This is a genomic window from Aeromonas sp. 160P, from assembly GCF_055193095.1.
Window position 1 is genome coordinate 2,896,649 of the sequence record NZ_JBUXKV010000001.1, and the last position, 15,145, is coordinate 2,911,793.

The 15,145-nt window shown below is 51.4% G+C and carries 11 protein-coding genes; 7 read left to right on the forward strand and 4 right to left on the reverse strand.

Annotated features, from left to right (window positions below; translation table 11 throughout):
- Nucleotides 1-76: 76 nt before the first annotated feature.
- A complete protein-coding gene (locus ACY8FN_RS13620; protein WP_463100297.1) occupies nucleotides 77-763 on the reverse strand; it encodes an LrgB family protein in 687 nt (228 codons plus the stop codon).
- Nucleotides 760-1,116 (reverse strand): CidA/LrgA family protein, encoded by a 357-nt coding sequence (locus ACY8FN_RS13625; protein WP_042023702.1) that lies wholly within the window; start codon nucleotides 1,114-1,116, stop codon nucleotides 760-762. Before ACY8FN_RS13625 ends, ACY8FN_RS13620 begins: the two co-directional genes overlap by 4 nt.
- A gap of 175 nt (nucleotides 1,117-1,291) precedes the next feature.
- Here ACY8FN_RS13625 and ACY8FN_RS13630 point away from each other — a divergent pair, with 175 nt between their 5' ends.
- Entirely contained in the window at nucleotides 1,292-3,001 is a 1,710-nt protein-coding gene (locus ACY8FN_RS13630; RefSeq protein ID WP_463100298.1) for a glycoside hydrolase family 36 protein, read from the forward strand.
- 77 nt (nucleotides 3,002-3,078) lie between these two features.
- On the opposite strand, the gene ACY8FN_RS13635 is transcribed toward ACY8FN_RS13630, so the two are convergent.
- Nucleotides 3,079-3,579, reverse strand: coding sequence for a hypothetical protein (locus ACY8FN_RS13635; RefSeq protein ID WP_463101174.1), 501 nt, complete (start codon nucleotides 3,577-3,579; stop codon nucleotides 3,079-3,081).
- Between the two features lie 156 nt (nucleotides 3,580-3,735).
- Nucleotides 3,736-5,163, reverse strand: coding sequence for an exodeoxyribonuclease I (sbcB, locus tag ACY8FN_RS13640; protein WP_463100299.1), 1,428 nt, complete (start codon nucleotides 5,161-5,163; stop codon nucleotides 3,736-3,738).
- 345 nt (nucleotides 5,164-5,508) lie between these two features.
- Between sbcB and ACY8FN_RS13645 the strand changes: the two genes are divergently transcribed.
- The 6 genes from ACY8FN_RS13645 (at nucleotide 5,509) to ACY8FN_RS13670 (ending at nucleotide 15,054) form a co-directional block, all read left to right on the forward strand.
- A complete protein-coding gene (locus ACY8FN_RS13645; protein ID WP_463100300.1) occupies nucleotides 5,509-7,179 on the forward strand; it encodes a dynamin family protein in 1,671 nt (556 codons plus the stop codon).
- Nucleotides 7,172-9,625, forward strand: coding sequence for a dynamin family protein (locus ACY8FN_RS13650; RefSeq protein ID WP_463100301.1), 2,454 nt, complete (start codon nucleotides 7,172-7,174; stop codon nucleotides 9,623-9,625). Before ACY8FN_RS13645 ends, ACY8FN_RS13650 begins: the two co-directional genes overlap by 8 nt.
- Before the next feature lie 226 nt (nucleotides 9,626-9,851).
- Entirely contained in the window at nucleotides 9,852-11,291 is a 1,440-nt protein-coding gene (locus ACY8FN_RS13655) for a dynamin family protein (protein ID WP_463100302.1), read from the forward strand.
- 32 nt (nucleotides 11,292-11,323) lie between these two features.
- A complete protein-coding gene (locus ACY8FN_RS13660) occupies nucleotides 11,324-12,163 on the forward strand; it encodes a hypothetical protein (RefSeq protein WP_463100303.1) in 840 nt (279 codons plus the stop codon).
- Complete coding sequence (locus tag ACY8FN_RS13665; RefSeq protein WP_463100304.1) at nucleotides 12,150-12,935, forward strand: biotin/lipoyl-containing protein; 786 nt, start codon at nucleotides 12,150-12,152, stop codon at nucleotides 12,933-12,935. Before ACY8FN_RS13660 ends, ACY8FN_RS13665 begins: the two co-directional genes overlap by 14 nt.
- Nucleotides 12,919-15,054: a dynamin family protein gene (locus tag ACY8FN_RS13670; RefSeq protein ID WP_463100305.1), complete on the forward strand. Its 2,136-nt coding sequence runs from the start codon at nucleotides 12,919-12,921 to the stop codon at nucleotides 15,052-15,054. Before ACY8FN_RS13665 ends, ACY8FN_RS13670 begins: the two co-directional genes overlap by 17 nt.
- Nucleotides 15,055-15,145 lie beyond the last annotated feature (91 nt).

A 15,145-nucleotide genomic window follows, 5' to 3' on the forward strand; every position in this document is an offset into this window, starting at 1 on the left:
CCCTGAGAGGCCTGCAGGCCTCTCGGGGTCGTCAATAGATGGTCAATCTGTGGTCAATCGTTGGTCAATAGTACGATCAGATCAGCCAGTGATAGATGGCAAACAACAGGGGGGCGACGGCAGCGGTGAGGATCCCGCACACCACCATGGCCAGCGATGCAAAGGCTCCCTGGGTGATCCCCTTCTCGGCGGAGGTGGCGGTGCCGATGGCGTGGGCACAGGCTCCCATGGCAAGACCTTGGGCTTCCGGATCGGTTACTTTCAGCAGTTTGAGCAATGGGTAGCCGATCAGCGCGCCGACAATTCCCACCACCACTACCACCGCCGCCGCGATAGCGGGAATGCCGCCGATGGAGTGGCTGACACTCATGGCGAGCGGGGTAGTAATCGATTTGGTGGCAAGTGATGCCAGCAGTGCCGGATCTGCGCCCATAAAATGACCGATCAGCAGGGTTGTGCACACCGAGATCAAGACGGAGGAGAGGGTACAGATTAGGATGGGCTTGAGCTTGGCCTGAATTTGGCGCGCCTGCTGATAGAGCGGCAGCGCCAGCGCCACCACGGCGGGCTCCAGCAGCATGGTAATGGGGCTGCTGCCGCGCTCGTACTGTTCAAGAGGCAGATCGAACCAGAGCAGCAGGCCGATGATCACCGCGGTCGGCACCAGCACCGGATTGATGATGGGCCAGGGCAGGCGGCGATAGAGGGCGCGGGTGGTGAAATAGAGCGCCAGGGTCAGGGGGATAGCGCACCAGAAGATCATTTGTTCATCCTCTGGTAGAGCCGACCGACGGTGGCGAGGATCAGCACGATCCCGAGCACGATGCAGAGCATGATCAGGCCGAAAGATTGGCGCAGGGGCTCAAGCCAGGCCACCAGCCCGACCGCTACAGGCACGAACAGTACGCCCATGTGGCGCAGCAGTAAGCCTGCTCCCTGCTCGACCCAGTGCAGCTTGATCAGTTGCAGGGAGAGCAGCACAAACAGCAGCAGCATGCCGATGATGCTGCCGGGGAAGGCAAAAGGCAGGATGGCTGCCACGGTTTTGCCTGCCAGCAGGCAGGCGACGATGACCATAAAGTCACGAAGGAACAGCAAGGCACGTTGCGCGATCACGTGAGCCCCATCGACTGTGAAGAAAAATGCAGTTTACCAGAGAGGCCGGGTCGCGGCATTAAAACAATAACAACTGAAATCAGTTCGTTTGAAGCTGATTTGTATGACGATGATCTGTTGAACAATCTTTTGAACATCGTCTGATAGCACCCTTTTCGAACTACAAGGAGTAGTGATGACATCCCTCTTGTCCCGAGTTCGCCAGTTGGCGAGCGATAATGCGTTGCCATCCCATCTGCTGCAAACCCGTCAGTGGGAAGGGCCTCTGTGCCGGGTGCGGCTCGATAACACCGGCGCTGATGCCACCTCGGTGGACTGCTGGGTGCTGTTTGACGGCAAGCTTGGCCTGCCGCTGGAGAGCGCTATTTACGGCGAAGGGTTTCAGATGCTGGCCCAGACCATGGGCAGCTGGCAATCACCGCAGCATGTCGGCCGTTGCCCCGATGCCAGCGTCTATCGCATTACCGATGACAATGGCTACCATACCGTTCACAACCTGCTGCTGGTGGAGCATAACAAAGGGTGGCTGCTGCTGGCCTTTGCCAGCTGCCACCGTTTTGGCGGGGAGTTTCGCCTCTCCCCCGATGGTCGTTTGCAGATCCTGATGAACTGCGAAGGGCGCGAACTCGCAGCCGGTGAGCATTGGCAGAGCGAGCCGCTGATCTGCCTCGAAGGGGCGGAGCGCGAGGATCTGCTGGCCGAGTTGGCACGGATGATCGAGGTCGAGCATGGCTCGCTGATCGGCAAGGTGAGTGATCGCCCGAGCGGCTGGTGCTCCTGGTACCACTACTATGCCGAGGTGAGCGCTGCCGACATTCGCGAAAACCTGCAGGTGCGTGCCGAGCGTTTCCCGGCCCTGCGCTATGTGCAGATCGACGATGGCTATCAGGCAAAAATGGGTGACTGGCTCACCCCCTCCGCCAAGTTCGAGCAAGGGGTGGCCTCATTGGCTGCCGAGATCAAACAGGCTGGCTGTGAGCCTGCTCTCTGGGTCGCCCCTTTTATTGCCGAGCCCACTTCGCAGGTGTTTCAGGATCACCCCGACTGGTTCGTGAAGGGGGATGATGGCCTGCCGATCCCCTCCGAACGGGTGACCTATGGCGGCTGGCGCTGCACCCCCTGGTATGTGCTGGACGGTACCCACCCCGAGGTGCAGGCTCACCTTGAGCAGGTGTTCCGCACTCTGCGCGAGCAGTGGGGCATCCACTACTTCAAGCTCGATGCCAACTTCTGGGGCGCTATCCACGGTGGTCGCTTCCACGATCCGGCTGCCACCCGGGTAGAGGCCTATCGGCGCGGCATGGCCGCCATTCTGCGCGGCGCAGGGGAGGGAGCCTTCTTGCTCGGTTGCAACGCCCCGATCTGGCCAAGTCTTGGCCTGGTGCACGGGATGCGGGTGAGTGATGACGTGGAGCGCAACGGCCACCGTTATCGCCAGATCGCCCGCGAGGCCTTCTGTCGCGCCTGGCAGAACGACAAGCTCTGGGCCCTCGACCCCGACTGCATCTGTCTGCGGGATCTGCCGACCCAGCAGGCCAGCAAGGCGGATTATCGCTTCCATCTGGCAGTGCTGGTGGCGAGCGGCGGCATGATGCTGGCAGGTGATCGGCTGCAAGATCTCGACGAGGAGCAGGCGGCGCAACTGGGCAAGCTGCTGGCACTCTGCGCGGCCCGGACACCCTCTGCCCGTTTTGAATCGATGGACTTTGCCTGTGGTGAAGTGAACCTGCCGCAGGGGGGATCCTTGCTCTGCCTGTTCAACTGGGAGGGGCAACCACAAGAGTTTCTGCTGCCAGAAGGGGGCACCGATTTTTGGCAAGGGCAGGCAGTCGGTACGGCCGTAACCCTGCAAGGGGGCGAGGGGCGGGTGATCCGCTACCTCTGATAAGTCATTCCCACTCACAATTCAGGCTCCATCACGGAGCCTGAATTGTTTCAATCAGCGGTGGTCAGCGGCGGCGGTCAGTAATGCCACTCAAAGCCGACGGCATATTTGGCGGAGCCATAGCCCGGGATATCGCTGCCGGAGGCGATCGCCTTGAGGGTCAGTTGGGGGCTGAGCGGCACGCCGAGGCCAAAACCGATGGCCAGCTGATCATTGGGGTTTCCCATCAGATCGACCCGCATCACCCGATAGAGGGACATATCCTGGCTCAAGTGGGTATAAGCCTGAGAGGCGCGGTTATAGACCTGGCCAAACACCTCCAGTTGAAAACCCGCTTGGGCAGTGATGACTAATGGCACCCCGACAAACTTGTAGAGGTTGGAGTCGTTAAAGTAGCTGTTGGTGATCTGGGGGGTGAAGTCAGTTTGCTGGTAAAGGGTGCTGAAGTTGCGTTCGACGATCTGGTAGGTCTGCTCTGGCAGACGAGCAAGATAATCCGGCACATCGAACCGGTATGCGGCGTTGGCTGCCAGTGGCAGCAGGGCCAGTAATCCGAGCAGTGCGTGGTGACGAGGCATCAGCAAATGGCTTCCGTTCGGCCAAAGAGATCTCTTGCTTGGGAGACATCCGCCCAGGATGTTGCAAGATATTGGTTTTTTTGGGAAATCCCCTTCGTCATTATGACCTGAAGAAGGGGATGGGCGGGAAGGATTTATTGTGAAACTACTCACAACTCATAAATCTTCCAGATAGCGATAGAGACTCTTGAGGATCGCAAAGTTCCGTTCGTTACTCTGATTCTGCTCCGCCAGCGCCTCGAGACGGGGTACATAGTCTGGCAAACGGCGGCTGAAATAGTCGCTGCAGTGCAGGCGCCAGCGTTTCTGCTCCGCCTCGCTCAGGGTGTGCGGCCAGTTGCGGGCACGGTAGCGGAACAGCATCTCCGGCAGGCGCGAGTCGGTGAAGGCAAACTCCCGCTCTCCCAGCTGATCTGCGGGGGTGGCACGCACCAGATCCATGGTGGATTTGTCGCCGTGGCCAAAGAATCCGGCGTAGAGCTGGGTATCGGGGTCGCTGTCATTGCTGCCGGCAAACTCCTGATTGAACACTTCTACCAGTTTTTCCCGCACCTCGGGATGGGCGCGCAGCAGATCCAGGCTCTTGCGGCACTGCTCCCGATCGATGCCAAGCTGGTCGGCCCGCTCAGGGGTCAGGGTGGCGGCCGGTGCCAGCACCGGGCACTTGTTGATGTGCACCAGTTTCACCGGAATACCTGCCAGATCCCCCAGCTCCTCTTTCTTGGTATAGAGGCGCTCGCGGATCTCCTCGCTGGAAAGCTCGATGAGCGGGGTGGGGTCACGGGTGAGATCGACCATGATCACCGCATTCTGGTTGGTGGGGTGCCAGGCGAGCGGTGAAACCCAGCTCACACACCCTTGCCACGGGGAGAACATGCCGGAGACGTGTACCAGCGGCTTCATGGTTACCACATCAATCAGCGCCTTCACCTTGTTCTTGTTGCGCAGATCAAAGAGATAACCAAACAGTTTGGGCTGGGCTTTTTTGACCAGTTTGGCCATCTCGATGGTGGCCAGCACGTCGGAGAGTGCATCGTGGGCATTGGCGTGTGCCACGCCGTTGGCCACCGTCAACTTCTCCAGCCGGAAACTTGGCTTGCCCTCATCGTCAAAGGCCCACTCGATCCCTTCTGGCCGCAGGGCATAGCAGGCCCGCAGCATGTCAAGGATATCCCAGCGGGAGTTGCCGTTTTGCCAAGCGTAGGCATAGGGGTCATAGAAGTTGCGATAGAGGGTGTAGCGGGTCACTTCATCATCGAAGCGGATGCTGTTGTAGCCCAGTACGCAGGTATTCGGAGTGGCGAACTGCTCGTGGATCTGGCGAATGAAATCCGCCTCGCACAGCCCGTCCTTCATCGCTTTTTGTGGCGTGATGCCGGTGATAAGACACGCCTCCGGATCCGGCAGATAGTCCGCCGGCGGCTTGCAATAGACAACTAACGGCTCGCCAATGATGTTGAAATCTGCATCGGTACGAATACCGGCAAACTGCGACGGCCTGTCCTTGGCGGGACTGATGCCGAAGGTTTCGTAATCATGAATGAAAAAAGTTGGCTCGTTGCCCGCGTGTGCTGTTTTGCTCATGTTGCTCGAGAGGGGGTCCGATGACGGCGACACTATGCGCCTGGGTGGGCGGTGCCATGCACCACAATTGTTCGCATGGTAAACCATAGCGCAGGCAGAACGAAGGGCGAGCCGTGCAGGTGGTGGTTTATTGGGCGGAAGATACGGCGTGGTGGTGGGAGCCTAAAATAGATGCACAGATTTATATGATCCTACGCTCACTTCTGTCTGAAAATGTGACATGTGAATTTATACACTCCTTAAAAGGTTCAGGCATCCTCTGTATGATGGTTCCACTAGGCGCTTGTTAGTTTTTCTTCAATAAGTTAGCACGAAAAGCGGCCATCTATAGAACATGAGGATTCTATGCTCCACGAACAGGTATTTCTTAAGGAAAGTCTCCCCCGCATCGAGTCCATTTGGGCTTCACATAAGTTTCCTCTTGAGGAATTGGCTGCATTAACAGCTGAGCTAAGCCGGTTTGCGGTTCGACTGCCCCTAATCGGTTCATTCAGTGCTGGCAAGTCGTCACTGATCAACTTCTTGCTCGATGAGAGCCTCCTCTCCGTTGCCGTCAACCCCGAAACCTGCCTGCCAACCGAGCTTCGCTTTGCTGATGATGAATTACTTATTCTGCATCATCCCACCAAGGAAGGTGTGCCGCTGGACCGTGCTGTACTTAAGGCTCAGGATTTTGGCAATGTTGAAAGTGGCAGCTGGGTTGAGGTCGCAACGCCTTCTCCGGTACTCGCTCGGCTGGATGGCATGACTCTGGTCGACATGCCGGGTTGGGAGTCTGGCATCGAGCAACACTCGGAGGCCATTGATAATTACCTGGAACGCAGTTCGGCATACTGCATCGTTGTGAGTGTCGATGAAGGAGGGCTCAAGGATAGTCTGAAAAAAATTATTGAAGAGTTGGCCATCAGCAAGAAGCCGATGATGCTGGTGCTTACCAAATGTGACAAAAAAACGCCGGAGGACGTAGCGAGCGTGCTGGCTAAGGTGAAGGGGCAGATTGAAGCCATCAGCGGGACACCGTTGCTCTCCATCAGTACGGTAAGCCGTAAAACCAAGTCGAGTGGCGATACCACGGAAGGGTGGGCGCGCGCATTGCAGCAATTGTTGCCGCTAAACCAAGCGTTTTTTCATCAACGTGTCGGCATACGGGCAGAGCGATTGATTGAAACTCTGGTACGTCATCTACAGCAATTGCTCAACAGCGAGAACCTCACGATTGAAGAACTCAAAAGCAAGCAGGCGCTGTTACGCCAGCAGCAGGATCAGCTACTTCAGGATCTGCAACGAACTGAACAGCAGTTACAGGAACAGGTAACGCCCATTGCCACCTTTATCTGTGAGCAGTTTTCAAGTCGACTGAAAGCACAACTCGAAAGCCTTGCCAATAGCCTGCTCCATCAGGGGGATATCAATGGCATCGTCGGGGCTTCTCTGCGTATGGCGTATGCGACGGGTATGGAAGAACGACTCAAGCCATTGATCAGTGGCAAGTTAAGCCAGCTGGAGCGTCTTGCGGAGGTCTCGTTCGGTGAACTGAATTTTTCACATGATTTCCAGTGGGAGGGCAAGGGGAGTGGCATGTTCCAGGATGTGCTGAGTGGCCTGTTGCCCCTTGCGCTGGCGGCACTGACACGCATACCCGCTTTGATGATATTTGCCCCGATCCTCAAGTCCATTCTCGGCTCGCTGTTTGACAATGCCGCCGAAGAGATGGCTAAGCGCGAGCAAAGGGAAGAGGCACGTCAATACGTGCTGACGACCTTGATCCCCGATTGTCTTGCTCAGGTTCAGGTGCCAATTACCGCAGCACTAAGCAAGAGCATTGAGCAGGTAATGGAGCAGGTGAAGATCGAGGCAGATCGCAATATCAGTCATCTGCAACTGTCGCTGCAACAATTGACCGAGCAGTTGGCAGCCGAGCAAGAAACTGACGCCAACAACAAAACACGTTACCAAGGTGAACAGGCTGAACTGGTCGTGTTACAGACCAAACTGAAGGAGTTTGCCCGTGGCTGATCACCTGTGTACCCAATTGAGTGAGCAAGCGGTGCGTGAGCGCTATGCACTGCTGAGTCAGGTTTGTGAATCTGCGGTTGGTAAGGGTAATCAACAGCTTGAGCAGCAGTTACAAGCCTTGGAGCAGATCATTGATCAGGAGCTGCCAGCTCTGGCCCGCAAAGGAAGCCCGGATAATATTACCGATCTGCTGCAAGCTCTGCGGTTGGAGATGACCCGCTTTCGCGAATTTTGCGAATACCCGGTCTTGCCAAGCAAGGTGGTTGTGGGGCTGGGGGGGAGTTTTAGTGCGGGCAAATCATCGCTTATCAATGCACTGATCGGTGATCGTCAATGTCTGGTCACCGAGGTGGATCCGACCACTTCATTGCCCACTTATTTAGTGCAGAGCAAGAGTGAGCAGACCGAGGTGCATGCCATCAACCTGTTCAATCGGGTCGTTTCTTTAAGCCATGAGCAGTTTCGTACCCTGACCCATGATGAGAAATCCCGCTATGGTAGCCAGGTCAGCAGCCTGCTCAAATCGGTCGTCGTCGCTCATCCGGGTCTGCCATGGGGCAATTTGGCTCTGCTTGACACTCCGGGTTATAGCAAGGCTGACCAGGCGGGTAGTGAGCGTACCGATGCCAATCTGGCTCGTGCCAAGCTCAATAGCGCCCAGTTTATCGTTTGGTTGATACCGGCGGATAAGGGCACCATCACCGAGGAAGATATTAGTTTTTTGGCAAGACTAGATATTACGATTCCAAAATTAATAGTGGTTAGTAAAAGCGATAAACATCTTCAAGAAAATATTGAAAATATAGTTTCCTTGATTCGAGAATCTCTAAAAAACAAAGAGATTGCGATAGTTGATGTAATATCATTCTCAGATCGCTCAAATTCTGTAAAAGATGATTTGCATCGTTATTTATCAAGATGGAATGATAGTTGTTTTGAATGTGGTGCGGCAAGAGAAATTCATGATTATCTTCTTGGTTGTCAAAGTCATGTTGATGTTGCCATTCTAATTGAAAATTTCAAATGTAAGATTTTTTCATTGTACGACACTATTTGTGAATATGGTAACTATGAGTGGGTTACTAGAAATGTAGGGAGCTGGGAGTTAATTGAGAATGCAGCAGAAGAATGCTCGCAGGAAATAAAGCAGTTAAGTGAGCTGGGGCGTAGTGTAATTAGTGTTCGCAAAAATATACAATCACAATTGTACACAATCTACAATCATTTTTCGATTTCTTTTACAGAAAAAGAGAAGGAATATGAGCGATTCAGGTTTAGTGAAAAATATAAAAGCCTTTTTTACTCATCTGAAAGCAATAGTATGCATGAAAGTGGAGTATCTCTTGGTAAGTGGCAGGCACTTTGTCATGCAGTAGAACTGCATGATGTGAATTTAAATCAAATTAGATGGTGGGGTTTCATTTCAACATATGATGAAGTGACTCGTACCGTTTATGCCTCATTGTTTTTAGCGGCATTATTTGATAGCCAAATACTGATTGATTCCAAGTTAAGTAACATCGATGTATTTTTAGATGGAATAGGGTTGCATGGGAGAAAAAAAACACTATGTATGTTTGCTGAGCAGTTAATTTTAGAGCTGCGAAGTGAATTGTTGTTTTTTTTGAACGGGAATAATTTGTCAAAAGATGATTTGTTCTTGGATGTTATTATTTTCCTTCGTATGGATCACCCTCTTGTTGAGAGGGATGTTTTATTTTTAAATAAGCTGTCTCATTTTTTAGGTATAGATGATGACCGCGTTACATTAATAATAAGCCTTGTTTGTCATATACTATCAATTCCAAATGCATTTCATGATTGTATTTTTTTAGGGAATTGTTATCGTTCTGGATTTGGTGTTTCGAGTGACGCTGAAAAAGCCCTTTCATTCTATATGGATGCAATGAAGGATGATTGTTCAAATCTAGAATCAAAATATAGTATTGGTCGCTTGTATCGGTTTGGAGAAGGCATTCACAGAAATTACAAAATCGCATTTGATTATTTAAATGATGCGTATTCACAAGGCCACCTTGAGGCTGGCTTTGAATTGGCTCTAATGTATCGAGACGAACTCGATATACCCCAAAAAACAAACAATTATATTGAGTTGATGACGAGCTTGGCCGAAACCGGTTGTTTAAGAGCGATGCGCTATTTAAGTAGCGCATACACTTATAATGAAATCTGCAAGCCAAACAAAGAAGTTGCTTTTAAATGGGCGTTGGCCTTAGCTGAAAGAGGTGAAGTAATTACTATTACAAGTATTTTTTCAGAAGGCAAATTTCATGATGAGTGGGGTGTTGATGAGTTGAGAAAAATTTATCATTGGTCCTCGGTTTCCTATGAGAAATATATTAACACACCTTCATGGGTTGCCTGGTGCGCCAAGGATAATATTGCTCAGATCCGTAAAGTAATTAATGATGGAGATATTAATTGAAGGGTGTGGTAAACATGCCCTAGTTCAAGGGGAGTTAGAATTCTTAGGCTTAACTTGAGCCATTAATAGCCAGATTCGGCTTGCTAAACAAGCAAAATGAATTCAAGTCAGTTTAAGAGTTTCGTTTATTAAACGGCTTGTTTTATTTGAGCTGACTCACACTTTGTCTGGGAGTAAAAGCCACTTTCCTATACGTGTTATGGACCAAATAGAAGGACAATTTTCCGTGACTAATGTCGTGTTTACCCAAATTGATGATCACGCTATGCGTGAGCGCTATGCCCTGATCTGTCAGGTTTGTGAATCTGTTGCCGGTGAGGGCAATCAGCAGCTTGAGCTGCAGTTACAAGCCCTGGAGCAGATTATTGAGCAGGAGTTGCCCGCGCTGGCCCGCAAGGGGAGCCCGGATAACATTACCGACCTGCTGCGGGCGCTGCAGTTGGAGATGGTGCGCTTTCGCGAGTTTTGCGAATACCCGGCCTTGCCAAGCAAGGTGGTCGTGGGGCTGGGGGGCAGTTTTAGTGCGGGTAAATCATCGCTTATCAATGCACTAATCGGTGATCGTCAATGCTTGGTCACCGAGGTGGACCCGACCACTTCACTCCCCACTTATTTGGTGCAGGGGAAGGGGGAGCAGACCGAGGTGCATGCCATCAACCTGTTCAATCGGGTAGTTTCTTTAAGCCATGAGCAGTTTCGTACACTGACCCATGATGAGAAATCCCGCTATGGTAGCCAGATCAGCAGCCTGCTCAAATCGGTCGTGGTGGCTCATCCGGCGCTGTCTTGGGACAATCTGGCTCTGCTTGATACTCCGGGTTATAGCAAGGCTGATCAGGCTGGCAGTGAACGCACCGACGCCAATCTGGCTCGTACTCAGCTCAATAACGCCCAGTTTATCGTCTGGCTGGTACCGGCGGATAAGGGCACCATCACCGAGGAGGATATTGCCTTCCTTGGCTCGCTGGATCGCGCCATTCCCAAGCTGGTGGTGATCAGCCGTGCTGACAAGCATCCGGCCGAGGAGATCGAGAAGATTGTGGTGTTGGTGCGTGACACTTTGGCCAAACGCGGGCTGTCTGTGCTCGATGTGATCCCCTTCTCCAATCGCCCGCGCTCTGTGTATAGCGTCGAGCCGTTATTGGACTATTTTGCCCAGTGGAATAAGGCTCACCGTGAGTTGGGTTTTGCCCAGCAGTTCAAGCGCCAGTTTATGGCCTATCAGCGCTTTATTGACGATAAAAGGCAGGAGGCGCAACGCCAGCTCAGCAAGTTCAATCGCATTCTTGCCTTGAGCGATGACAGCGATGTGCAGAGCGATATCAACAGCCTGCAACGCAAGATCAAGAATGAACTGGAGCAATGGGAGCAGATAGCCAAGCGCTTGGCGGAAATACAGAGGCAATTTTTCACACAACTCAAAAAAATTGGGGAGGAAGTCGGTATTCCGTTGCCGGAGCCTGACGACTTAACTCTGCTCAATCTGGAGTCAATACACCTTTCCGGTTTGCTCAAGCAAGTGAAAGATGAATTGAATGTCACTGCAATCGAGTATGACACCACGATCTGGTCACCACTTATGCGGGATTTGCCGTTAGCTAATTTGGCTCGGTTATTGCGTCGAGATGTTGTTGCCTATCCTGCTTTACAGGCTCTTCAAGTCTAGGCCGCTAGAACTATTTAAGGAGTTGATGACTAATGCGTAAAAAACCGTTACTTGACTTGCTGGATCAAATATGGCCTGAGCTGGAACCGCTTGACGCTCACTACATGGCAAATAAGGAAACTGTCACAAAGGATCGCTATTTAACACTATTAGCGGCTAATTTGCTGGATGATGGTGGGCTGAACGAATCCCAAAGCCGCTTGTTTGATATGTTAGTGGCTTCGATGGTAGTCAAACAATCATCTGTTTTTTACCTGCAACAAGCAGCTTCTCTCGATTGCGTGGAATTGAAAGAAACTATCACGTTTTTGAAAAAGGATGAACAAGCAGGTAACGCCTATTTATTCGATTGGATGGTACTGCTACGAGTAAAAGACATATTGGACAAACAGAGAATAGAGGTATTGACACAACTGCTATCAATGTTATCAGTCAACAATAAACGCATTCAGGAAATTATATTCTGGTGTATGACTATGCTGACAGGACATGCTGATGAAAGTAAAGATGAAATAAAGGTAGATATAACCGGTGATTTTATTGAGGCATATCCCACTCCTTTTCCAGAATCACGTCATTCGTCAATATCTAGCATACCCTATCAGGTGGGGGACATATGTCAAAAAGACAATTTTGTTATTCACCACCAACATAATAAATTTAACTACGTGTATCATAGGGTTTCCCATCCAGCAGGGATGGTTGTGGATAGATATAATATCGTTGATAAAACTGCACATAAATATTTAAATGTCGATGGCAAAGGCAAGCTAATCACGATGAGCATAATCCCATTTTTAAGTGAATTTAAAGCATGGTGGCCTATGCTAAAGCAGAGTAACAAAAAGGATAATAACAGTGATCATAAATAATGTGCAAGAGCAGCTTGATTCGTTGCGTCTGTTAGATAGGCCATATAAGAGTCATTATGCTGCCAGTAAGGATGAGGTGACTCGTTGTCACTACAGTGCTTTGCTATTGATGGTCTTGCTGAGTGAGGGGGCCATCAGCGAGCGGCAACAACGTATGCTGGATCTCTGGTTGCCAAGTATAAATCTGGTCGGGCGGCAGGCTGAATTGTGTGATTTGGCAGGGCATCTGGCTAAAGATAAATTGGGTGAAGCCACGAGGTTACTACAACAAGATCCACGTATTATAAGATCCTTGTTGCTTGATGCTATGATATTTTCTCGCTTGGACAAGGCATTAACGGATAGTACTATATCACTATTAGAAATATTGGCGAGTTTTTTTGAACTTAAAGAGAAGGTGCTGAATGATATCGTTTATTTGGCAGCTTTGATCCTTGGTCTACCGACTGATGTACTAACTAAACCACAATTAAGTCGTGTATTTTTGTCTCCGTACAATGTGTGGCTTGATTATATTTATGATGATTCCGTTGGCCAAAAAATCATTGTGCCATACACCGGTTCAGGAGAGTTTGAGGTTGTCAAAGTTATGGTTTCACAAGGAGATCGGGTCATGTCTGGTCAGTCCATTATTGAGGTGGAAAGTGACAAGACCTGTATGGAGATAGCATCGCCTGCTACCGGCTTTGTGGCCGATATCCTCGTAGAGGTAGGTGAAAATATTTCAACAGGGTCCAAGCTCATGATCCTCGAGAGTGACAACTATATTTAATGACGGTGGAAGAAAAATGAATAAAAATTATTTTGAATCGTTTCTGGAAAATGAATGCAAGCGATTGTCTGGTTTCAGTCAAGATAGCGACGTATTAAAGGATATCTATGTTGATTACCAGACAAAACTTTCCCGCTGGCAGCAACAGGAGCAGACCCTCAATATCGGTATTATGGGGCAGGTCAAAGCGGGGAAAAGCACCTTTCTTAATGCGCTGCTGTTTGATGGCCGCCCGATCCTGCCAGAAGCGGCCACGCCCAAGACGGCCAACTTGACCAAGGTGGTCTATGGCGAGCGCCATAGCTTGCACGTTGAGTATTACAACCAGAATGAGTGGCGCGAGATCACCGACTTGGCCGAACGGCAAGGGGATAGCGATGAGATCAAGGTTGCTCGTGAGCTGGTGACCATGGCCAGAGCCTCTGGGCTGGATCTGGCTGAGCATTGGCAACGTTTTTCGGATAACGAGGCGACCGAGATCCTGTTTGCCGAGGATGTGGCAGGTTTGCAGGGGTTGCTCAATCAATACGCTGGTAATGATGGCCATTATACTGCCCTAGTCAAATCGACCATTCTGACCCTGCCGAGTGAAGATCTTAAGGGTTTTGAGGTGGTTGATACCCCCGGCATGAATGATCCGGTGCAGAGCCGTTCCCAAAAAACTCGCGACTATATGGCTAACTGCGACGTGGTCTTCTTTCTCTCCCGTTGTAGCCAGTTTCTTGACGAGTCGGATGTGCGCTTGCTCAGCGAGCAATTGCCAAACAAGGGGGTGAAGCGACTGGTGCTGGTGGCGGGTCAATTTGATTCCGCCATTCTGGATGATGGTTATGATCGCAGCTCTCTGGCCGAGACCGAAAGCAATATTCGTCGCCGTCTGCAGCGAGGAGCCAGCGAGAAGGTCGCAGAACTGGTGAAGCTGCGCCGCGAGCGGGGCCAAACCCGCTTGGCTGAGGTGCTGGCACAACTGGCTGATCCGATTTTTTCCAGTACCTTTGCTTACGGCTTTGCCCACTGGCCAGAGACGAGTTGGGGGCGCAGCATGCACCACACTTATAGCCAGTTGCAAGATATGGCTGAAGAGTGCTGGGGCGAGCCGATTAACCAGCCGCAGTGGCAGCAGATCGCCAACTTTGATGCGTTAACGGGGGCTTACCAACAGGCCCGTAAGGATCGTCTGCCGCTTCTCGAGCAGCAGCGCGCTGGATTTGAGCAAGAAACCGCGGAGCGCCTCAGCCAGTGGCGCGATGGTTTGGCCGAGCGGGTGCAGCAGCGCATCACGCTGCTGAGAACTCAGGATCTGCAATCTTTGGCCAAGCAGCAACAGGGCTGTGATAAGCGACTTTCGGCAATTGCCAATGAGCTGCGAACTCTGATTGAGGGAGTGAAAACCAAAGCGCAGCAGGATAGCCGAGCAATGTTGACGCAGCTTGATGCGGACCGTGGACGTTTCAGCCGCCTGCAAACTCGGACCGCTACGCATGAGGAGGAGCGCTACCGAACGGTCGGTGACTCCACATGGTATAAGCCTTGGACATGGGGTGATACCAGAAGGGAGTATTACACTCGCACCGTCAGTTATGACTATCTCAGTGCATCTGATGCTATTGAGCAGGTTCGTGACTATGGCCACCAGTGCGCCGAACAGATGCGTAACCATATAAACCGACTTATCTCGCCGCTTGAGTTGAAAAACAGTTTGCGCAAGGCACTGATAAAGCATCTGGATACGGGCAATGACCATTTCAACCCAGCTCTGTTCAAGGGGACGTTGGAGGGGGCGATCAATAGGTTGGCTCTGCCCACCCTTGAATTATCACTGGGAGATGCCACCACCATTATCCCCTTCAGTGGTGAGCTGAAAGATCAGGGGGAGATGAACAGGCTACGAAGCTATCTGGATCAAGCCCTCTCGAATGTTTTCGCACTGCTGGAAACGCGCTTGAAAAGAGGGGTAACCGATGTGATCGTGCAGCTGGAGCACTTGCAGACAAGCATCCAGAATGAGCTGACTCAAGATATTCAAAATGAATTGGAACAGGTTCGTCAGGGTTTGCAGCATAAAGAGCAGGAATTGGCCAATTATGATCAATTGCTGACTCGTCTTGGCACTATGTAATTTTGGGACTTTGATTGGAAAAGGCTTCCGTCATGGCGGGAGCCCTTCTTGTATAATTGTCTTTCCCAGATGTGCTGAGTGCAGGGAGCGC

What these genes read in the sequence shown, in the direction of transcription:
- ACY8FN_RS13635 (WP_463101174.1), bottom strand. Translation starts at nt 3,579, where the DNA reads ATGCCTCGTCACCACGCACTGCTCGGATTACTGGCCCTGCTGCCACTG.
- ACY8FN_RS13645 (WP_463100300.1), top strand. Translation starts at nt 5,509, where the DNA reads ATGCTCCACGAACAGGTATTTCTTAAGGAAAGTCTCCCCCGCATCGAG.
- sbcB (WP_463100299.1), bottom strand. Translation starts at nt 5,163, where the DNA reads ATGAGCAAAACAGCACACGCGGGCAACGAGCCAACTTTTTTCATTCAT.
- ACY8FN_RS13660 (WP_463100303.1), top strand. Translation starts at nt 11,324, where the DNA reads ATGCGTAAAAAACCGTTACTTGACTTGCTGGATCAAATATGGCCTGAG.
- ACY8FN_RS13620 (WP_463100297.1), bottom strand. Translation starts at nt 763, where the DNA reads ATGATCTTCTGGTGCGCTATCCCCCTGACCCTGGCGCTCTATTTCACC.
- ACY8FN_RS13630 (WP_463100298.1), top strand. Translation starts at nt 1,292, where the DNA reads ATGACATCCCTCTTGTCCCGAGTTCGCCAGTTGGCGAGCGATAATGCG.